Here is a 19,679-nt window from a genome sequence, read left to right as displayed (position 1 = left end):
TCACCCGCCCAGCGAATCGAGCAAGTCCACGACGCTCTTCGTCTTGTCGTTCGGGTCGAGCTCGATGACGTCGATGTGCCAGTCCTCGAGCAGCGCAGGCTGGACGAGCCCGGCGCCGAAGGTCGCCCAGTAGCCGCGGCGGTTCGACGCGCGCTTCGCGAGCTGCGGGCTGCCCTCGATGCGCATCTGCTCCATGCGGTACCAGATGTACCGGATGTCGACGTCGCCGAAGCTGTAGCCGAGGAAGAGGAAGCTGTTGCTGAGCAGATCGGCCCGCAGGCGCTGATCGGGCGCCGCCTCGAGCCGGAGGCGGCTGAAGTACTGGGATTCGGTGAGCACCACCGTCTCGGGCCAGTCGAGATCGCCATGAAACTTGATGACGTGGCACGCCCCCTGCGCCGGGCACCGCGCGAAGTCGTCGAACCTGGCGAGCGCCACGGCCTCCTTGCCCGCGTCCCGCAGCGCCTCCTCGATGTGGTGCTCGAAGTTGGTCGTGTAGATGGTCGAGAATTCGCGGCGCGCCAGGGCCTTGTGCTGGCACGAGCTCCTGCGCCGCTCGTCGACCTCCCGCGCGTGGAAGCGCGCGCGCATCTCGGCGATGAAGCTGTCGAGGCCGCCCGCGCACTCCCGGGCGAAGAAGCCGGCGAGCTGCGGGGGCAGGCCGTGCAGCTCGAAGAGCGCTGGCTCGAAGCCGAGCGCGGCGCCCATCCACCCCACCAGCTCCTTCCACATCGGGAGCTGGAGCGGGGCAGAGAAGCCCGCGCCCAGAAAGGGAATGAGGCGGCCTTCCCGGTACGCCTGTCGGAGCGGGATCGCCGCTTGCTCGAGCGTCAGTACAGCCATCTTCAGCGAGCGATGGTATCCGCCCGCCGACCTCGCGCAACCAGCGCCCGCCGGGCCGGAACGACTCGCCCCGAGCGGATGTCGGCGCGGACGTCGGCCGGCGCTCATGGACAGAAGCCGCGATGAGCCAGGACACACGCGGCAGAGCCCGGCGCTGCGGAGGAGGGCGCCGGTCGCACCTCGCTCCCCACGGCGGCAGAGCGGCGTCGAGCGGGTCCTCTCGCGAGCCGAAATGTCAGTAGAATCCTGCGCATGGCGATTCTTGGGACGGTGGCTCGGCGGCCGCTGCGCGCGGCGCGGTCCGCGCCGGTCGAGCGCCTCGGAGCGCGGCGCTGATGCAGATCGCGGCGGCTGCGGTGGCGATGTGGACGGGGGCATGCCTCGTGATCGGGGGCTGCACGGCGATCGTGGGTGTGGACAAGCCGTACCACCTGGCGGGCGGCGGAAGCGGCGGTGGGGACGTCGAGACGTGCACGCCGGACGAGGTGCGGTGCGCGCAGAACAGGCCGCAGACGTGCGACGAAGCCGGAGCGTGGCAGGACGAAGCCGAGTGCCCGGCGGAGGCGCCCTCGTGTGATGACGGGCGCTGCACCGTCCCTCGGAGCTGCGAGAAGATGGACGCGATCTGCGGGCCGCGCGGAGACGAGGGCTGCTGCGGGAGCCCCGTGGTGCCCGGAGGCACGTTCGATCGGGGCGACGCCGAGCCGCGCCTGGCGACGGTGAGCGACTTCCGGCTGGATCGATTCGAGGTGACGGTGGGGCGGTTCCGGGCGTTCCTGTCGGAGTACCCGGCGAGCTGGCCGGCGGTGGGCGCGGGAGCGCACCCGAAGATTCCGGACAGCGGGTGGCGCGCTGCGTGGGACGCCGACCTGCCCGTGGACCGGGCGGCGCTGTCGGCTTCGCTGCACTGCGAGGATCCCTATTTTTCATGGACCGACGAGGTGGGCGAGCACGAGCTCCTGCCCGTGGCCTGCGTGAGCTGGTACGTGGCGTTCGCGTTCTGCGCGTGGGACGGCGGTCGGCTGCCCACGGCAGCGGAGCGGCGGTACGCGGCCGCCGGCGGGGAGGAGCAGCGAACGTATCCATGGTCGGGCCCGGAGAGCGCCCCGGAGCCCGACGAGAGCTACGCGGTGTACGGGTGCGGCCTCGATGGGTCGTGCGAGATCGCGGACCTCCAGCCGGGCGGGTCGAGGTCGCCGCGGGGAGACGGGCGGTGGGGACAGGCGGACCTGGGGGGAAACGTGTGGGAGTGGGTGCTGGATTCGTTCGCGACGAACGACGCGCTCCCGCTCGACTGCGAGGATTGCGCCGTCATCACGCCCGACACGAACCACATGATCTGGGGCGGGGGCTGGCGCAGCGAGGAAGCTACATTGCTCACCTCGGCCTTCCAGGAGCGCTCGCCGGCCGGCCACTTCGCCGGCGCGGGGCTGCGGTGCGCGCGAGCGCGGTGATGCGCGCGGTCGCGCGGTCACGCGTCGGGGCCGCCGCTCCGCGCAGCGCGCGCCGTCCCTGGCGGGGTCCCGGGATCCTTGACGCGACAGCCGCCGCGCGCGACCCTCCCGCCGTGTCGGGCACGCTCGCGGACGGAACGATCTTCGCGCACCGCTATCGCGTGGCGCGCCTCCTCGCCGTGGGCGCGATGGGGTCCGTCTACGAGGTGGTGCACATCGAGACGAACCGCCGCCGGGCGCTGAAGGTGATGCACGCGTACCTCTTCCAGAGCGAGGAGATGCGCAGCCGCTTCAAGCGCGAGGCGCAGATCACGGCGGACATCGAGAGCGAGTACATCGTCGACGTCTTCGACGCGGGCATCGATGAGCCGACAGGCATGCCGTTCCTCGTGATGGAGCTGCTCCGCGGCGAGGAGCTCGGCCAGCGCCTCAAGCGCCTCGGCAGGCTGCCTCCCGGCGAGGTCGCGACGTACCTCCAGCAGACCGCGTCGGCCCTCGACCGGACCCACGCGGCGTCCATCATCCACCGGGATCTCAAGCCCGAGAACCTGTTCGTCACGCAGCGCGACGACGGGACGCCCCGCATGAAGATCCTCGATTTCGGCGTGGCGAAGCTGCTCGCCGAGGGCGGGACGGCGGCCGGCATCACGCGGAGCCTCGGGACGCCCATCTACATGGCGCCCGAGCAGTTCCGCACCGACACGAAGCTCACCAGCGCCGTGGACATCTACGCGCTCGGGATGATCGCGTACACGCTGCTCGTGGGGACGCCGTACTGGAGCCCGGAGGCGCTCAGCGCGAACGACGTGATCGCGTTCGCGCTCGTGGTCGTCCACGGGCCGCAGGAGCCGCCGGTCCACCGGGCGATGTCGCAGCGGGTGGTGCTGCCGCCGAGCTTCGATGGCTGGTTCGCCCGGGCCACGGCCGTCGATCCGGCGGCGCGGTTCCGCCTGGCGAGCGAGGCGGCGCAGGCGCTCTCCGAGCTGCTCGGCCTCGCGCCGGCCAGCAGCGGGCGTTCCCCCCGCCCGACCACGCCGCCCTGGGCCATGGCGAACCCCTCGGCGCACGCGCTCGCCACGCCGGCGCCCGCGATCAGCGCATCCGCGATCACCGCGCCCGCGATCACCGCGCCCGCGATCACCGCGCCCGCGATGATGCCACCGGTGGCGACGAGCATCGGCCCGATGGGGCCCGAGCACCCGTCTCGCGCTCCGGCCGCGCCCCTCGCGGCGACGATGGAGACGTCGGTGACGTCCGTCCCCTCGGGGAACATCGCACCGATAGCGCCGAACCGAGCCCCGCTCGTCGCCGCCGCGGTCGTCTTCGGCCTCGGGGTGCTTGGCGCAGGGACCTGGCTCCTGATCCGCGCCGGATCCCAGGCCGAGCCCGCGGCGGCCGCGCCGTCGGAGAGCCCTGCGCTGGACGCCGGCTCGTCGAGCGCCGCCGCCACCGCCGCGCCGAGCGCGACGACGCCGGCAGAGCCGTCGGCGCCGGCGCCCAGCGCCTCCGCGCCGGCGATCGCCGCGGCCCAGCCCGCGCCCAGCGCGAGCGCCAGCGCGGGGCCGGCCGCGCGCGGGGCGGCGGGCGCTGCCCCGAAGGCGACGCCGAGGCCCGCTTCGAGCGAGCGAAGAGGCTCCCCCGCTCGCCCCAAAGTCCCTTTGCTCGGACGAGATTGAGGCCGATGTCCGCCTGGCTGCCGGTCCGATCCTCGCCGACACCGCTCGACACCTTCTCTCGTGGATGCCCCAGAACATGACACGTCGCCTGCGCCGGTTGGCCCCTCTCGCTCTCGTCCTCTGGCCGCTCGCCGCCTCGACGCCCGCCGCGGCGCAGGACAGCGCGACCGCGGAAGCCCTGTTCAACCGGGGCCTCGCCGAGATGGAGGCAGGCCGGTACGAGGCGGGCTGCAACGCGATCGCCGAGAGCCACCGGATCGAGCCCAAGCCGGGGGCGCTCTTCACGCTGGCCATCTGCGAGTCGAGGTGGGGCCACGTCGCGACCGCGTTCGCGCACTTCGGGGAGTACCTCGCGCTCCACGAGCAGCTGACGCCGGAGCAGAAGCGCCGGCAAGGAGAGCGGCCCAAGGTCGCCAGGGAGGAGCGCGAGAAGCTGGCCCCGCTCGTGCCGGAGCTCGCGCTCTCCCTCCCGCCGGGAGCCCCCGCAGGGACGGTGGTGAAGCGCGACGGTCGCGCGGTGGACAGCGCCGCGCTCGGCGCGAGCGTGCCGGTGGATCCGGGAGAGCACGTCGTGTCGACGCAGGCGCCGGGAGGGCCTCTCCAGGAGACGCGGATCCACCTCGCTCACGGCGAGAAGAAGCGCGTCGAGCTGCAGGTGAGCGGCGCCGCGGCGCCGCCCGCCGACAGCAGCCCTCCGGGCCGACGGGCGGCCGTGTACGTGGCCGGCGGCGTCGGCGTCGCGGGGCTCGTGCTCGGCGGGGTGACGGGCGCGCTCACGCTCGGCAAGAAGAGCGTCGTCCGCGAGCACTGCGGCAGCGGGATCGGCCTGAGCGACCCGACGGCCTGCGACCAGACGGGCCTCGACGCGGCGGAGAGCGCGAGCACCACCGGGCTCGTGAGCACGATCGGCTTCGGCGTGGGGCTGGCCGGGCTCGGGGCGGCGGCGATCCTCTACCTGACCGAGCCGACGCAGAGCGACATGACCGCCGGCGCGACGTCAAGGCGGATCCGCGCAGGGGTGCTCGCGGCAGGCCCGGAAGGGGTCGTGCTCGGGGCGAGCGGGTCGTGGTGACGCGGCGGCGCCGCGGACCTTCGCCGCCTTCGCCGCCTCTACCCGCCGGCGCAGAGGCGCGCTAGACCCGCCGCGTGCAGCTCATCCCCGCCATCGATCTCCTCGGAGGCCAGGCCGTGCGCCTCCATCAAGGGCGCTACGATCAGGTCACCGTCTACGACAAGGACCCGGCGGCGCTCGCCGCTCGCCTCCGCCGTGCCTGCGCTCGGCTGCACGTGGTCGACCTGGAAGGGGCCCGCGCCGGCCTGCCCGTCCAGGCCGACGCCGTCCGCGCCGTCATCGCGGCCTTCGGCGTGGAGGGCGGCAGCGTGCAGGTGGGCGGCGGCATCCGCTCCGCCGCCGCGGCCGAGAGCTACCTCGCGCTGGGCGCCGATCGCATCGTGCTCGGGACCGCCGCTGTGAACGATCCCGCGCTCGTGCGCGATCTCGCCGGCCGCTTCCCGGGGCGCGTGGTGGTCGCCGTCGACGCCAAGGACGGGCGCGTGGCCGTGCAGGGCTGGGAGCAGGTCTCCTCCGTCACCGCCCTCGACGTCGCCCGCGCGCTCGCCGGCGCCCCGGTCGCGGCGCTCCTCTACACCGACGTGTCCCGCGACGGCACGCAGGTGGGCCCCAACCTGGAAGCCACCCGCGAGCTCGCCGCCTCCTGCGGCTTCCCCGTCCTGGCCTCCGGCGGAGTCGGAGCGCTCGCTCACCTGCGCGCGCTCGCCCAGATCCCCGGCGTCAGCGGCGTCATCGTGGGCCGCGCGCTCTACGAGGGGGCCTTCACGCTCGCCGAGGCGATCGAGGCGGCGAGCGCCTGACGGCGTGTGTGCGTTTTCGTGTACGATCCATCCGACGATGCACGAGCGCGACGACCCACGGCCCTCCACACGCGAAGTCGCGGCGGAGGAGTTCCTGTTCCACCTGCACCGGGGCAGCGAGCTCCTGCAGGACAACCGGGTCCACGCCGCGAAGGCGGAGCTCGAGCGCGCGCTGTCGCTCCAGCCGAGCGATCCCAAGGGGCAAGACCTGCTCGGGATCGTCTACTTCCGGCTGGGGCTCTACCCGCGGGCGATCGCGATCTATGAGCGGCTGATCCAGGCCCACCCGGAGGCGGTCGAGCCGCGCATCAACCTCGCGCTCTCGTACCTCAAGACCGGACAGCCGGCGCAGGCGCGGTCCGAGCTCGAGAAGGCGCTCGAGCAGAACCCGAAGCACCAGCGCGCGTGGGGCTACCTGGGGCTCGCGTTCCAGCGCATGGGCGATTACGAGCGCGCGAGCCACGCGTTCGCGGCGGGCGGCCACGACGCGATGGCGCGCCGCCTGCTCGACATGACGGGCGGCGCCACGGGCCGGTACTCGATGGAGCCGCCCGACACCGAGGATCAGCCGCCGATCGAGGCCAAGGCCGAGGTGCAGCGCGCTGCAGGCGAGGCGGTGCAGGCGCTCGATCGCGCGGGCGCGGGCTTCCGGCACGACTCGGATCTGCCGCGCATCCCGTCGGGGACATGGTCGGCCATCGAGCCTGGCCGCGAGATGATGCCGACCATCCCGGCGCCGCCGTCGTTCAAGAGCCTCGGGGCGGACCGCGCGGGAGGCGCGACGAGCGCGCCCGGCGCGAGCAGGGCTCCCGGTCCGAGGGTCGGCGCGGCGCCGACGGTCCCGTCGATGCCCGCCGTGCAGGCGCCGCCCGGAGGGAGCGTGGCCCCGACCGTGCGCCGCAGCACGATGGCGCCCGAGGAGCCCTCCGCGACGGGCCGCTTCGCGATCGCCGTCCCCGCGGCGGCGGACGCTGCGGCGGCGAGCAGGAAGGCGGCGGGGCGACCGTCGTCGTCCTCGCTGCCGCCTCCCACGGCGGCGCCCGCCGCGCCGCCGCCGGCCGCGACGCCGTCGGCGGCGCAGCCGCTGGAGACGCTCTCGGCGCTCGCGCGCGAGCGGCTGCTCGTCTTCCCGCGCGAGGCCGCGGTCACGCGGCACCCGACCGGCGTCGTGCTCGTGCAGGCAGCGAAGGGCTTCGTCGCCCGGCTCGACGCGCTGCGCACGATGAGCGTGCACTCCGGGACCGCCACGCACGTGCTGAAGCGGCAGGCGCGCGGGCGCATCTTCGACGAGCCGCTCGGCGGGCCGAGCACGCCCTTCGTCGAGATCGGCGGGCGCTGCGAGCTCGTGCTCGGCGCGCCGGAGGGGCGGCGGCTCCACCCGGTGACGCTCGGGGAAGAGCCCATCTACCTGCGCGAGGATGTCCTCGTCGGCTTCGATCTGCCGATCGGCTACGAGAACGGCCGCCTGCCGGCCGGCGAGGGCGAGGCGGTCGCGATGGTGCAGCTCCGCGGCCGCGGCCACATGGTCCTGTCGGTGCCCGAGCGCGCCGCCGCGCTGGAGATCACCCCGTCGCGGCCGACGTCGACGCGCGCGACCGCGGTGCTCGGGTGGATGGGCCGGCTCCTGCCGCGCACGCTTCCCGCCTCCGAGGCGCCTGGAGGGATGCAGGGCTTCGTGACGTTCGGCGGAGAGGGGATGGTCCTCGTCGATGGTCGCTAGCGCGGGCACGTCCCTGCGGGGCATCAAGGCGCAGCGGCGGCGCACGCTCTGGGAAGACGCGCGGAACCTCCCGAACCTGCTCACGTTCGCCCGGATCCTCATGATCCCGGCCGTCCTCTTGCTGCTGTCGAGGGGCGCGCCGCGCGACTGCTTCTGGGCCGCGGGCGTCTACTCGCTCGCGGCGATCACGGACATGCTCGACGGCTACCTGGCGCGGCGGCAGGGCCTCGTGAGCGTGCTCGGCAAGTTCCTCGATCCGCTCGCCGACAAGCTCATCGTCGCCGCCACGCTCGTGTGGCTCGTGCCGATGGGCCGGATCCCGGCGTGGGCGGTGGTGCTGCTCATCTCGCGCGAGATCACGATCACGGCGCTCCGCTCGATCGCCTCGACCGAGGGGCTCGTCATCGCGGCGGGCGACGGCGGGAAGATCAAGACAGCGCTGCAGATGATCGGGATCGTCTGCCTGATCCTCGGCTACCCGTACCACATCCACCTCGGCGTCGACTTCGGAGAGGTCGACGTGGTGCACGTCGGACGGCTGCTCATCTATCTATCGCTCGTCTTCTCGATCACGAGCGCCGCGCAGTACATGGGCCTGTTCATCGACGCCATCGACGCCAAGAACCGGCCTACCCCTCCGCAGTAGATGGGCAATAGGCAAGCCCGCGTGGTTCTGCTAGACCAGCGCGCGTGAAAGCCCCGAAGACATCGCGCAACGCCTTGCGCCCCGCGCTCCTCCTGGCCGCGCTCGCCGCGGCGATCGTCGCCTCCACCGCGAGCTGCAGCCGGCAGCAAGAGGGCGAGCCCTGCGAAATCGCGAACGGCAACGATGACTGCGCCGATGGCCTCGAGTGCATGGGCATCGGTCAGCAGCAGCAACAACATCGTTGCTGCAGACCGGATGTGACCACGCAGGTCTGCGATCCGAACCAGAACCCGACGACGGGCAGCACGAGCAGCACGAGCGGCAGCGGCGGTGGCACCGGCGGCGACGGGACGGCCGGAGGCGGCGGTGCGGGCGAGGGCGGAAGCGGCGGCGGTACGGGTGGCGCCGGTGGCACGGGTGGCGCCGGCGGTGCGGGTGGCGCCGGTGGCGACACCGGCGGTGCGGGCGGTACCGGCGGCGCGGGTGGCACAGGCGGCGCGGGCGGGCGCTAGCGCAGCGAAAGCGGCCCCGTATCCCACTCAGAGCAGCGACACGCGCGAGCGCTCCGAGCCTCGCGCTCGCGTAGAGGGCAGGCGCCACGGCGGCGCGCGTCGATGCGTCGCCCGCCGCGTGGCGCCAGCGGCCTCAGCCCCTCAGGCCTTCACTTCACGACGCGCCCGCGCACGCCGCCTCAGCACGGCAGCTCCGGCGAGCGCGACCCCGGCGAGCGCCGTCCACGGCGCGACGGGCGCGCTCGGCTCGGCGGCGCGGCAAGCGCACCCCACGACCGTCTCCGGTTCGGGATCCTCGATCGGATCGGTCGGGTCCGGCGTCGCGCCGCCCGTGGAGCCGGCGGGCTCCGGCTCGACGGGATCCGTCGGATCGACCGGCGGCTCCACCCCGAGATCTTCGCTCTCCACCGTCACGGACGAGGACGGGCAGTTCTTGTGACCGATCACCAGGTAGTACGTCTGCGTGGGATCGAACGGCGGATCGGAGCTCTCGTCGATGACGAGCTCACCGCTCGTCTCCGTGATCCCCTCGACGCTGTAATCGTAGTTCGTGGCCTCCGGCAGGAGCTCGCCCAGCCTGAAGCCGACGTGCCGGCCGGTCCTCACATAGATGCTCCACTCGACGTCGTGGCCGCGGTCGGGATCGACCTGCACGGTGAAGCGGACGCCCTTCGCGGCCCGATCCGGCTTGCTCTTGAAGTGGAAGAGGCTCTGCAGGCTGAGCTGCGAGCGGTAATCCGCGCACGACGCCCCGGTGCCGAAGACCAGCGAGTCGATCCCGAGCATGTTCGTCGTCTGCGACTTGCCCCCGGTCAGATCGAGCACCTCCTCGCAGTCATTCAGGCCCCGGCTCTCGATCAGCGCGTCGACGGCGCCGGCGTCCGCCTCCGTGAGCTCACCGGCGGTCACCAGCTTGTCGGTCGCCCTCTTCAGCGCCTTGGCGAAATCGCCGAACGAGGCGTTGGGGGTCAGCAGCGTCACCGCGCCCCAGACGAGCCTGTCGCCCACCTTGGCCCCGAATTTCTCGCGCAAGGACCACGCGAGGCTGCCGATCAGCTCGCCGTCCTCGTGCACCTCGCCCACCAGATCGCCGGGGCACGTCTTGGTGTCCTTCGCGAGGTCGCGCGCCGCGCCGAACGGCGCCAGCGTCGCCTCGCCGAGCGTGGAGTCGCCGTTCACGGTGCAGGCGAAATAGTCCGCGATGCCCTCGTCGATGCTGCCGGCCCAGGGGGAGAGCCCGTATTCGTTGATCGCGAACTGGCCCCCATTGTAGCCGACCGCGTTGGCGGAGACGTAATGGGTGAACTCGTGGAGGAACACGTCGGAGTCGTCCGAGAAATCGAAGAACGAGCCCTGGCCGATGGCGATGAGGTTCGGCGCGCGAAAGGGCTCGCCCACGCCCTCTCCCGAGAAGAACGCGTTGTCCATCGGCCGGCCCGCCTCCAGCATGTTGGCGACCGCGACGAGCTTCCAGCTGGGCGCCCCCATGTCGATGTGGTGGGTCGACACGAAGTAATCGCGCATCCGGGTGAGGTGGTAATAGATGCCGACCTGCGCGAACTGGTCGTGCGCGTCCTCCGCGCTCGTGGGCGGGTCATAGAGGAAGTCCTCCCCTGCGTTCGGCCCGACGCTCTGCTCCAGGGTGAGCGGGACGCCGGCGGCGAGGTCGCCGTCCACGTAATTCACCACCTTGAAGTTGCCGTTCCAGCCGCTCAAGGTCTGGGGATCTGCCGCGTCGAGGCTGCTGAGCTCGAGATCCTGCACCTCGGGCGTGACCGCCGAGCTGATGGGATAAACGCGCCCTCGCGCGTGCACGGCCAGCGAGCGCCTGTGGACGAGCTTGCCTGTGTGCGCGTCGACGAGGTAGCGCTCCCCGCCGCGATCCGACCGGACATCGACCACCCAGACGAGCTTGCCGCCCGTCTCGGCCTCGGGAAACACCGCGAGCGCCGCGTTCGGCCGCTCCGAGAGCGTCATCCCATACGTCGCCTCGACCGCGCGCCGCGCGGCCTCCTCCCCGTGAGTCGGCGTCGTCGCGACCGACACGTCCCGCGCCACGTTGAGCACCACGACCTCGGCGCGGTTCTCCCGAGTGACGTCGATCGCCACCGCGGCGCCGAGCACGGGCAGTCCGGCGTGGACCTGCGCAAACCGGACGGTGCGGTGATCGCCATCGACGAGCTCGCTCTGGTAACGCAGCGAGACGCCCTGGAGGCGGAGCTCTGAAGCGGCGTGCTTCAGGGCCGCCTCCGCCGCGCCCCGCGCGCCATCCGCGCCGCGGAAGGACAGGTCCGCTGCCGGCGAGCCCTTCCGCAGCGTGTGCCACTCGGACGCGGCGGCGGGCCCCGCAGCGGCCAAGGCTGCGAGTGCGGTCAACGGAAGCAAGAGCGGCAGTCGTCTCATGGGTTCTTCTCTCCGGCTGGATTTCTGCTGGCTTTCTGCAAGCAGCGCTCGCGTGAGGCGCGGCAGGGCCGGACCGACGAGCGCGACCAACGTAACGAGTTGCGTTGGCTCATCAAGGAGAAGCGACGCGGCGTCCTCGCTGAAAATCAAGGAGTTGTGGCCGCGATTGCCTCGTTACGTGACCTCCCTGGTCAACCTGCGTGGTATGTCTCCGGCACCTTCAACGCAGGCTCCCGTGGCTCTCTCTGAAACAAACACCTCCATTGGATTCCCGGCGACGTTCGCCCCGAGCGACATCGTCTCCGCCTGTTCCCCGTGTCCCGCCGGTGCGCCGCTGCCCGGAAGGGTTCGCGTCGGCGGCCGCGTGCTCGAGGTCGCGGAGGGCGCGGTCATCCTCGGCGACGCGTTCAGCGCGTTGCGCGTCGCGCTCGAGGGCGCGCCCGCGCCGCCGCTCGAGGTCGGCGATCTCGCGATCGTCGAGGGCGCGCCGGCGCCGGCGCCGACCGACTGCGCGCTCGCGTCCGCGCGGATCGTCGAGCGGATCGCGCCCCGGAGGCCGCCGCGGGCACGCGCGGGCGCCGCGGCGCCGCCGTCGAGCGAGACGGAGCGCGCGATCCATCGCGGGCGCGGCGCGGCGCTCGCGCAGCGCGCGGCGGCGCTCGCCGCGGTGCGGGCGCTGTTCGCCGAGCGCGGCTTCCTCGAGGTGGAGACGCCGAGCATGGTCCCCTCCCCCGGGCTCGACCTGCACCTCGACGCGTTCGCGGTGCAGGCGGCGCGCCCGACGTTCCTGATCACGAGCCCGGAGTACCAGATGAAGCGGCTGCTCTCGGGAGGCGTCCCGCGCTGCTTCCAGCTCGCGCGTTGCTTCCGGCGCGGGGAGCTCGGGGACAGGCACAACCCGGAGTTCACGATGCTCGAATGGTACCGCGCCTTCGCCGGCGTGGACGAGGTGATGGCCGACACCGAGGCGATCGTGCAGCGCGTCGCGGGCGCGCTCGGCGCGGATGGCACGATCTCGACGTCGGGCAAGCAGGTACGTTTGGAGCGGCCGTTCCCGCGGATCTCGATCGGCGAGGCGTTCGCGCGCTGGGCGGGCGTGCCCGCGGACGACGCGATCGCGCTCGCGTCGAGCGACGAGGAGCGGTTCTTCCGCCTGCTCGTGGACGCGGTGGAGCCGGCGATCGCCGCGCTGCCCCACCCGGTGTTCCTCGTCGATTTCCCCGCGCCGCTCGCGTCGCTCGCGCGGCTCAAGCCGAGCGATCCGCGGGTCTGCGAGAGGTTCGAGCTGTATGTCGCGGGCGTCGAGCTCTGCAATGGCTTCGGCGAGCTGACCGACCCGGTCGAGCAGCGCGCGCGGCTCCTCGCCGATCAGGCGGCGCGGGCCGCCCAGGGCAAGCCGGTCTATCCGATCGACGAGCGCTTCCTCGACGCGCTCGAGGAGGGCATGCCGCCCGCGGCGGGAAACGCGCTCGGGGTCGATCGCCTCGTCGCGCTGTGCCTCGGCGCCGCGTCGATCGGCGACGTCCTCGCGTTCCCCCACGGCTGGCTGTGACCGGCGCGGTGGAGCCCGGCGGCGACACGCGCCTCTCACCGGAGGTCCTGTCGCAGCTCGCCCGCAAGTACCTCACGCTCGCCGAGCTCCGGCGCGCGCGGGCGGCCGGGGAGCCGATCCCCGGCAAGGAGGTGTTCCGCGCGCTCGCGGGGGAGTTCCCCGGCGCGCTGAACGAGCTCGACAACCTGCCCTTCGACGAGATCGAGCGGCGCCACGGCGCGCTCTCACGGGCCCTCGCCGGGGGCCCGGAGGAGCGCTGGATGGCGTGGATGCACGGCTACCACACGCTGATGCGGGCGGCGCTCTACGTGAAGATCCGCGTGGCACGGCGAGAGGAGCTGTCCGACGCCGCCGCGGCGGCGCTCGCGGAGCGGGCGGCGAGGCACGCCGGCACGCCGATCGACGCCGCGTTCGTGATCGCGGTCAAGGCGCCGCCGGACGGCCGGCTGAACCGCCTCGTCCTCGGCCGGCTCGCGGCGACGTTCGGCGCGTCGATGGCGGAGATCCGGGGGACGATCTTCCCGCGGCGGCGGGCGGAGGGAGGCTGACGCGCGCCGCACCCCAGCCAAGCGCCCCTCGTGACGAGCTCCGGGCATGGACTAAGCTCCGCGCCCGATGGAACGTCTCTTCTTCCTGCTCTCGGGCGTTTACGGGTTCCTCGCGGTGGCGCTCGGCGCGTTCGGCGCCCACGGGCTCAAGTCGACGCTCGACGCACAGGCGGACGGCGCGCTGCGCCTCTCCTGGTGGCAAACGGGCGCCCAGTACCACCTCGCCCACGCGCTCGCGCTGGCGCTCGCCGCCCACCTCGCCGCGCGCACCGGCGGCGTTGCGGCGACGGTCGCCGGCTTCTGCTTCGCGGGCGGCGTGCTCCTCTTCTCCGGCAGCCTCTATGCGATGACCCTGACCGGCGTCCGCGTCCTCGGCGCCGTCACGCCCTTCGGCGGGCTGCTCCTGCTCGCGGGCTGGGGCGCGGTGGCCGTGGCCGCGCTCGGGATGGCGAAGGGCTGAGGCGCGCGGCAGCGGGCGCCGCCGCGCCTACGTCGTCCTGCGCGCGAAGAGACGGCCGAACCGCGCGGAAGCGCGCTCTCGGAGGGAGGCCACGCGGGACCGGACCCGCCCCCAGCGCTCGCTGCGCGCGAGATCGTCGAGCAGCGAGTACGAGACCGGCGTGACGATCAGGGTGAGCAGCAGGCTCAACGACTGGCCGCCGATGACCACGACGGCGATCGTCTGACGCTCCTCGGCCCCGGGCCCCGTGCCCAGCCAGAGCGGGAGCATGCCCGCGACAAGGGCCAGCGTTGTCATCAGGATGGGCCGCAGCCGATCGCGGTTCGCCTGGAGGATCGCCTCCTCGCGCGGCATGCCCTCGCTCCGCAGCTTGTTCATGTGGTCGACCTGGAGGATCGAGTTCTTCTTCACCACGCCGAACAGCACGAGGAAGCCGAGCGCAGAGTACAGGTTCAGGGTGTTCCCGGTCGCCCACAGGCTGAGCAGCGCGAACGGCACCGAAAGCGGCAGCGAGAGCAGGATCGTCACCGGGTGCACAAGGCTCTCGAACTGCGACGCCAGGATCATGTACATGAGCACGATCGACAGGAGGAACGCCCAGATGAACTCGCCGAACGTGCGCTCGAGCTCCGCGCCGCGGCCGCGCACGCTGGTCGTGTACGCCGCGGGCATGTCCATCTCCCGGGCGGCGCCGCGCAGCGCCTCCAGGCGGTCGGCCAGCGCATAGCCCGGGGCGACGCCGGCGCGCAGGCTCGACACCCGCTGGCGATCGAGCCGGTCGATGCGCGACGGGCTCCTCGCCTCCTCGATGCGCACAAGGTTGTCGAGGCGCACAAGGTCGCCCCGGAGCAGCGGCGTCCCGGCCGGGGGCGCCGTCGCGCCGCCGGCGCCGCCCGGCGACGGCGCGGCCGACGCGCGCGCCGTCCGGGGCACGTACAGGCGGCGGACGGCCGCCACCCGATCGCGGTCCTCCTCGATGAGGCGCAGCTGCACGTCGTAGTTCTCGTTCTCGGCCTCGTCCCGGAAGCGCGAGACCGCCTGATCTCCGCCCACCATCAGCCGCAGCGCGGTCGCGATGTCCTGCGTCCGGACCCCGAGCTGCGCCGCGCGATCGCGCTCGATGAGCACCCGGAGCTCCGGCCTGTCGATCTTCAGCGTCACGTCGGCGTCCACGATGCCGCCGAGGTGCGCGGAGCGCTCGCGGAGCTCGTTCGCATAACGCTCGAGCTGCTCGATGTCGGGGCCCTGGATCGCGAAGTCGATCTCGAAGTTCCCGCCGCCGATGTTGAACGACGGCACGTTGCGCACCGAGATCCGGAGATCGGAGTATTTGCGCAGCTTGCGCCGCACCTCCTGCATCACTTCCTTCTGCGAGTAATTGTCCTTGAAGGCGCGCCATGGATGGGCGGAGAGCGTCTCCCGGAGCAGCCGCGTCAGGGAGAACGTGCGCTCGTCGTGCGGGGCGATCCGCACGAAGGCCTCGCCCGCGCTGACGCCGCCCACGAAGCCGCCGCCCGCGGTGGCGAGCACGCTCCGCACCCCGCGCACCCCGCGGACGTCATCGCTGATCTGCCGCATCACGTCGTCCATCGCGCCGATGCTCGCGCTGAGCGGGGCCGTGACGCGGATCTCGAACTCCGCGTCGTCCGCGCCCGAGGGGATGTACTCCTGCTTCACGAGCCCGTAGAGCGGCACGGCCGACGCCATCACGAACGCCCCCGAGACGGCGACGAGCGCCCGGTGCCGCATCGCGAACGCGAGGGCGCGCGTGTACCTGGCCTCGAGCCTCCCGTAGAAGCCCTCTCGCGTCGCCGCCTCGCTCCCGCCGCCGTGCGCGCCCGCCTCGCCCGCCGCGTGCGCGCGGGCGCCCTCCTCGCGGAGCAGGCGCGCGCTCATCATCGGGGTCAGCGTGAAGCTGACGAGCAGGCTCACGAGGATCGCGACCGTGGCCGTGATCCCGAACTGGAACAGGAACCGCCCCGAGATCGACGACATGAACGACACGGGGACGAAGATGACGACGAGCGACAGCGTCGTCGCGAGCACGGCGAGCCCGATCTCCTGCGTCGCCGCCCTGGCCGCCTCGAAGGAGTCCATCTTCTTCTCCTCGACGAAGCGGAAGATGTTCTCGAGGACGACGATGGCGTCGTCGATGACGATGCCCACCATCAGCACGAGCGCCAGCATCGTCACGCTGTTCAGCGTGAAGTCGAGCAGCCACATCATGCCGAACGTCGCCACGACCGACGTCGGGATGGCGACGCCCGCGATGATCGTGGACCGCCACGACCGCATGAAGAGCAGGACGACCGCGCACGCGAGGAGGCTGCCGAGGACGAGGTGCACGTTGATCTCGTGCAGCGCCGTGTAGATGTAGCCCGACTGGTCGCGGATCACCTCTAGTCGCACGTCCCCGGGCATCTGCTCGGAGAGCTTCGCCAGGTTGGCCTTCACGGCCTCGATCACCGCGACGGTGTTGGCGCCCGACTGCCGCACGACGTCGAGGACGACGGTGGGCTTGCCGTCGAGGCGGGCCAGCGAGCGCTGCTCGTAGGTGCCGTCCTCGGCGCGGCCGATGTCGCGCACTCGGACGGGCCGCCCGTCGACCGTGGCGACGACCAGATCGTTGAACGCGCCCGCGTCCTCGATGCGGCCCATCGTGCGCAGCGTCCGCTCCTCCTCCTTCCCCGTGACGTTCCCCGCGGGGATGTTCGCGTTCTGCTGCACGATCGCGTCGCGGACGGCGGTGATCGGGAGGCCGTACGCGGCGAGGCGATCGGCGTTCAGCCAGATCTTGATGGCGCGCTCCTGCCCCCCCACGACGCGCACCTCGCCGACGCCCGACGAGCGCTCGAGCTGCACCCGCACGAGCTTGTCGGCCACCTCGGTGAGCTCCCGGATCGATCGATCGGCCGAGAGGGCGATCGACATCACCGGGGTCGAGTCGTTGTCCTGCTTCGCGATGACGGGCGGCTCGGTGCCCACGGGGAGGCGGCGCAGCGCCGCCTGCACGCGATCGCGGACGTCCTGAGCCGCCGAGTCGATGTCCCGGTCGAGGTTGAACGTGGCGACGACGACGGAGGTGCCGCTCGTCGAGATCGAGCGGAGCTCGGTGATCCCCTCGACGGTGTTGACCGCCTCCTCGATCTCCTCGGAGATCTCCGACTCGACGTCCTCGGGCGCGCCGCCGGGGAGCGAGGTGCGGACCGAGACCGTCGGCAGGTCGACGGCGGGGAAGCGATCCACGCCCAGCTTGAAGTACGCCACGGCGCCGACCACCACGAGGGCGAGCGTGAGCATGGCGGCGAACACGGGCCGCTGGATGCAGATCCTGGCGAGCGCTTGCACCCTAGCCCCCTTCCACCACGCGCACCGGCTGCCCTTGCTGGAGCGACCCGGGCCGGGCGACGACGGACTCCCCCACCGCGACGCCGGACACGATCTCGACCCGATCCCCCGACGTCCTTCCCGTGGTGACCTGCTTCTCCTTCGCCTTGCCCTCCTCGACCGTGATGACCTTCGCGAGGCCGGCGAACCGGACGACGGCGGTCGCCGGCACGGTCGGCACCGGCCTCGAGCTCACGACGATCTGCGCGCTGACGAGGCTGCCGGGCCGCAGGTGGCCTGGGTTCTTGATGTCGCTCTCCACGAGCAGGGTGCGGCTCTGCGGGTCGAGCGCGGGCGCGAGGCGCGCGACCGTCCCCGGATAGGTGGCGCCGTCCCCCTGGAGGGTCACGCGCACGGGCTGGCCTGCGCGCACGGCGGCCGCCTCGAGCTCGGGGATGGCCACGCGCAGCCGCAGCGGGTCGATCCGGACGACATCCACGATCGGCGCCCCCGCGGCGAGGTACTGGCCGACGTTCGCTCGCCGCACCTGGACGACGCCATCGAGCGGCGATCGCACCATCGTGTCGGTGAGCTGCTGCCGCGCCATGCGCAGCTCGGAGCGCCGCTGGCGGACCGCGGCCTCGCGGATGCGCACCTCCTCCCGCGCCGACTGCACGGCGGTCTCCGCGCGGACCGCCGCCGCCTCGGCCGCGTCGAGGTCCATGCCCGACATCAACCCTTCCCTGGCGAGCCCCCGCGCCCGGACCTGGTTGGCCTGCGCTTCCTTGAACGTCGCGAGGGCCTGCCTCACGATCGCCGTGCCCTCGATATCGAGCTCGCTGTCAGGCCCGTCCGGGGGCAAGCCGAGCTGGGCGCGGCTCTGCGCCAGCGCGGCCGTGGCCTGCTCGATGCGCAGCTCGTAGTCCCGCGCCTCCAGCTGAGCGATGACCTGATCTCGCTGGACCGGGCTCGCCAGGTCGACCGAGATCGAGGCGAGGCGTCCGGCCACCTTGGCCCCGAGCGTCACCTGCTCGTCGGCGTCGAGGGTCCCCGAGATGTCGACGGCCTGTTCCATGACGAGCTCCGTCACGGGGGCGAGCGTCACCTCCTTGACGCTGGCCGCGGGCTTCTCCGCCTTCGCGCCGCCTGGCTGAGACGCTCCCTGGTTGCATGCGAGGCACTGCAGAGCGGCCGCGAACGCGACCGGCAATGTCCAGAGCCCCCTTGGCGGGCCGGAGGCGCGGTGACGGGAGTTGGCAGGCTGGCGAAGCTCGGGAAGGACAGTCCACATGGCGGCGGCCTCAGATGACCAGGAACGCCCCCCCGAGCGCGTGTTCGCCGCACGATATTGACGCATCAGGGTTGGAGCGCAACGTGCGCTCGAGCACGCCGCAGCGGTGTCCGCTTCACGAAAGCGGCTTGGATAGGGCTCTCGACGTGTCGGATCGCCCTGCGATCCTATCGGATTGGGCCGCACCCGTGTCCGATCGCGTTCCCGGCGTGTCCGATCGCGCTCTTGCCATGTCGGATCGGGCTCCCTGCATGTCCGATCGCGCTGCCGACGCGTCGGATTGCGCTGCCGTCAGGTCGATTCAGGCTCAGGCGCTGCCGGTGTCGGGCTCGATCCAGTCGTCTCGGGCTCATCCTGCTTCACTGCGCGCCGACGCGCGCGGGCACGCGCGCTCGATGTGCGGAAGAGCGCGAGCACCTTGCGCTCGTCGCGGTAGACATAGCGGCCTGCGGCGCGGATGTCGTCCATGGCCTCGCGCAGCCACCAGAAGGCGCGATTCCGGAGTGCCATCGCGGCGTTGCCCTGGGGATCGACGGCGCGCTCCGCCGCGCCGCTGCTGAGCGCCGCGGCGAGCTCACGGGCGCGCTCCGGGGCGCGCTTCGGAAGATCGGCCCTGGCCAGCGCGTCGCGGTGCTGCTCGAGCAGCTCCGCGAGCTGGCTCAGATCGCTCACCAGATCGGCGACGCCGGTGCCAAGGACGATCCCGTCGACGCGCCGCTCCACCTCCTCGTCCGCCGCGAGGAAGTAGCGGAGCGCCGCGATGGCGTCGCGCTTGAGGGCCTCCGCGTCCTTGCGCTGCGCGCGCAGGTCGGAGGAGAGCGGGAGCGTGCGGACCTCGGTCCAGGCGGACTCGGCGGCGGCGAGCAGGTCGCGCCGGGCAGAGATCGAGGTGCCGACCTCCTTCGAGAGCCTGCTCTTCTTGTAGATCTCCTTGCCGAGCTTGCTCAAGGCGACCTCGAGCTCCCGCGCCTCCTGCAACGTATCGGAGACGGGGTGGTCGATCGGCGCCTCGTAGGCGGGATCGAGATCGAGCAGCTCCTGCCGCTGGGCGGCCGTGAGGGCCGCTTTCTTCTTGCCGCCGCGCGGCGGCTCGGCAGAGGGCTTCTCGCCCTGCGTGTCCGTCTCCGAGGCGGCCTCGGTTCGTGATTTCTTCTTCTTTTCTCTGGTCATCGGCGTGAGAGTACGGCAGCTCGCGCCATGCGGTCGAGCGTCAAGGACGCCTGCGGCCCGGCGGCCTTTGGGGCCCTTGGTGTCATGGCGGTTCTCTTCGCCGCCGGCCTCGCGCGGGAGCGGTGGCTGGTCCGGATAGAAGGGAGTTCCCTGGCGTCGTCGATCGAGAGGTGAACGAGCTGCCCCGCAACCAGCGATTCGCCCT

The 19,679-nt window shown here is 72.4% G+C and carries 15 protein-coding genes; 10 read left to right on the top strand and 5 right to left on the bottom strand.

The features are described from left to right. Entirely contained in the window at positions 1 to 843 is an 843-nt protein-coding gene (locus tag WMF19_RS16745; RefSeq protein ID WP_437329589.1) for an SIR2 family NAD-dependent protein deacylase, read from the bottom strand. Positions 844 to 1,178: 335 nt separating this feature from the next. Here WMF19_RS16745 and WMF19_RS16740 point away from each other — a divergent pair, with 335 nt between their 5' ends. The 7 genes from WMF19_RS16740 (at position 1,179) to WMF19_RS16710 (ending at position 8,723) form a co-directional block, all read left to right on the top strand. Next, positions 1,179 to 2,297 carry a formylglycine-generating enzyme family protein gene (locus tag WMF19_RS16740; protein WP_437900039.1) on the top strand — a complete coding sequence of 373 codons (1,119 nt, stop codon included), beginning with the start codon at positions 1,179 to 1,181 and terminating at the stop codon, positions 2,295 to 2,297. 113 nt (positions 2,298 to 2,410) lie between these two features. Beyond that, a complete protein-coding gene (locus WMF19_RS16735) occupies positions 2,411 to 3,973 on the top strand; it encodes a protein kinase domain-containing protein (protein ID WP_437900038.1) in 1,563 nt (520 codons plus the stop codon). 76 nt (positions 3,974 to 4,049) lie between these two features. Beyond that, positions 4,050 to 5,045, top strand: coding sequence for a hypothetical protein (locus tag WMF19_RS16730; RefSeq protein ID WP_437900037.1), 996 nt, complete (start codon positions 4,050 to 4,052; stop codon positions 5,043 to 5,045). A 74-nt stretch (positions 5,046 to 5,119) separates the two neighbouring features. Further along, positions 5,120 to 5,845 carry a 1-(5-phosphoribosyl)-5-[(5-phosphoribosylamino)methylideneamino]imidazole-4-carboxamide isomerase gene (gene hisA, locus WMF19_RS16725; protein ID WP_437329585.1) on the top strand — a complete coding sequence of 242 codons (726 nt, stop codon included), beginning with the start codon at positions 5,120 to 5,122 and terminating at the stop codon, positions 5,843 to 5,845. Positions 5,846 to 5,882: 37 nt separating this feature from the next. Beyond that, positions 5,883 to 7,565 (top strand): tetratricopeptide repeat protein, encoded by a 1,683-nt coding sequence (locus WMF19_RS16720; protein WP_437900036.1) that lies wholly within the window; start codon positions 5,883 to 5,885, stop codon positions 7,563 to 7,565. Beyond that, the gene (gene pgsA / locus WMF19_RS16715; RefSeq protein ID WP_437299845.1) at positions 7,555 to 8,211 is read left to right on the top strand and encodes a CDP-diacylglycerol--glycerol-3-phosphate 3-phosphatidyltransferase; all 657 of its coding nucleotides are present in this window, start codon (positions 7,555 to 7,557) and stop codon (positions 8,209 to 8,211) included. The genes WMF19_RS16720 and pgsA overlap by 11 nt, the downstream gene beginning before the upstream one ends. 44 nt (positions 8,212 to 8,255) lie before the next feature. After that, positions 8,256 to 8,723 carry a hypothetical protein gene (locus WMF19_RS16710; RefSeq protein WP_437900035.1) on the top strand — a complete coding sequence of 156 codons (468 nt, stop codon included), beginning with the start codon at positions 8,256 to 8,258 and terminating at the stop codon, positions 8,721 to 8,723. A 141-nt stretch (positions 8,724 to 8,864) separates the two neighbouring features. Here the strand turns inward: WMF19_RS16710 and WMF19_RS16705 are convergent, their stop codons facing one another. Continuing rightward, positions 8,865 to 11,126 carry an MYXO-CTERM sorting domain-containing protein gene (locus WMF19_RS16705; protein WP_437900034.1) on the bottom strand — a complete coding sequence of 754 codons (2,262 nt, stop codon included), beginning with the start codon at positions 11,124 to 11,126 and terminating at the stop codon, positions 8,865 to 8,867. A 364-nt stretch (positions 11,127 to 11,490) separates the two neighbouring features. Here WMF19_RS16705 and epmA point away from each other — a divergent pair, with 364 nt between their 5' ends. From epmA to WMF19_RS16690, 3 genes are all read left to right on the top strand, one after another. Next, positions 11,491 to 12,678 (top strand): EF-P lysine aminoacylase EpmA, encoded by a 1,188-nt coding sequence (gene epmA, locus WMF19_RS16700; RefSeq protein ID WP_437900033.1) that lies wholly within the window; start codon positions 11,491 to 11,493, stop codon positions 12,676 to 12,678. Next, positions 12,675 to 13,226: a hypothetical protein gene (locus tag WMF19_RS16695; RefSeq protein ID WP_437900032.1), complete on the top strand. Its 552-nt coding sequence runs from the start codon at positions 12,675 to 12,677 to the stop codon at positions 13,224 to 13,226. Before epmA ends, WMF19_RS16695 begins: the two co-directional genes overlap by 4 nt. Positions 13,227 to 13,293: 67 nt before the next feature. Beyond that, the gene (locus tag WMF19_RS16690) at positions 13,294 to 13,686 is read left to right on the top strand and encodes a DUF423 domain-containing protein (protein ID WP_437329579.1); all 393 of its coding nucleotides are present in this window, start codon (positions 13,294 to 13,296) and stop codon (positions 13,684 to 13,686) included. 27 nt (positions 13,687 to 13,713) lie between these two features. Here the strand turns inward: WMF19_RS16690 and WMF19_RS16685 are convergent, their stop codons facing one another. From WMF19_RS16685 to WMF19_RS16675, 3 genes are all read right to left on the bottom strand, one after another. Beyond that, complete coding sequence (locus WMF19_RS16685; protein WP_437900031.1) at positions 13,714 to 17,034, bottom strand: efflux RND transporter permease subunit; 3,321 nt, start codon at positions 17,032 to 17,034, stop codon at positions 13,714 to 13,716. Position 17,035: 1 nt separating this feature from the next. Beyond that, positions 17,036 to 18,304, bottom strand: a complete 1,269-nt coding sequence (locus tag WMF19_RS16680; protein ID WP_437900030.1) for an efflux RND transporter periplasmic adaptor subunit — start codon at positions 18,302 to 18,304, stop codon at positions 17,036 to 17,038. Positions 18,305 to 18,595: 291 nt separating this feature from the next. Continuing rightward, entirely contained in the window at positions 18,596 to 19,474 is an 879-nt protein-coding gene (locus WMF19_RS16675) for a hypothetical protein (protein ID WP_437900029.1), read from the bottom strand. Between the last annotated feature and the right edge of the window lie 205 nt (positions 19,475 to 19,679).

The sequence above is a fragment of the Sorangium sp. So ce124 genome, assembly GCF_051525235.1.
GTDB lineage: Bacteria > Myxococcota_A > Polyangia > Polyangiales > Polyangiaceae > Sorangium > Sorangium atrum.
Note: the sequence above shows the minus strand (reverse complement) of the source record. Positions and strands in the feature narration are given on the sequence as shown.

Coding starts and splice junctions, on each gene's coding strand:
- WMF19_RS16740 (WP_437900039.1), top strand. CDS start 1,179: ATGCAGATCGCGGCGGCTGCGGTGGCGATGTGGACGGGGGCATGCCTC.
- pgsA (WP_437299845.1), top strand. CDS start 7,555: ATGGTCGCTAGCGCGGGCACGTCCCTGCGGGGCATCAAGGCGCAGCGG.
- WMF19_RS16730 (WP_437900037.1), top strand. CDS start 4,050: ATGACACGTCGCCTGCGCCGGTTGGCCCCTCTCGCTCTCGTCCTCTGG.
- WMF19_RS16745 (WP_437329589.1), bottom strand. CDS start 843: ATGGCTGTACTGACGCTCGAGCAAGCGGCGATCCCGCTCCGACAGGCG.
- WMF19_RS16675 (WP_437900029.1), bottom strand. CDS start 19,474: ATGACCAGAGAAAAGAAGAAGAAATCACGAACCGAGGCCGCCTCGGAG.
- WMF19_RS16720 (WP_437900036.1), top strand. CDS start 5,883: ATGCACGAGCGCGACGACCCACGGCCCTCCACACGCGAAGTCGCGGCG.
- WMF19_RS16705 (WP_437900034.1), bottom strand. CDS start 11,126: ATGAGACGACTGCCGCTCTTGCTTCCGTTGACCGCACTCGCAGCCTTG.
- WMF19_RS16690 (WP_437329579.1), top strand. CDS start 13,294: ATGGAACGTCTCTTCTTCCTGCTCTCGGGCGTTTACGGGTTCCTCGCG.
- WMF19_RS16680 (WP_437900030.1), bottom strand. CDS start 18,304: ATGTGGACTGTCCTTCCCGAGCTTCGCCAGCCTGCCAACTCCCGTCAC.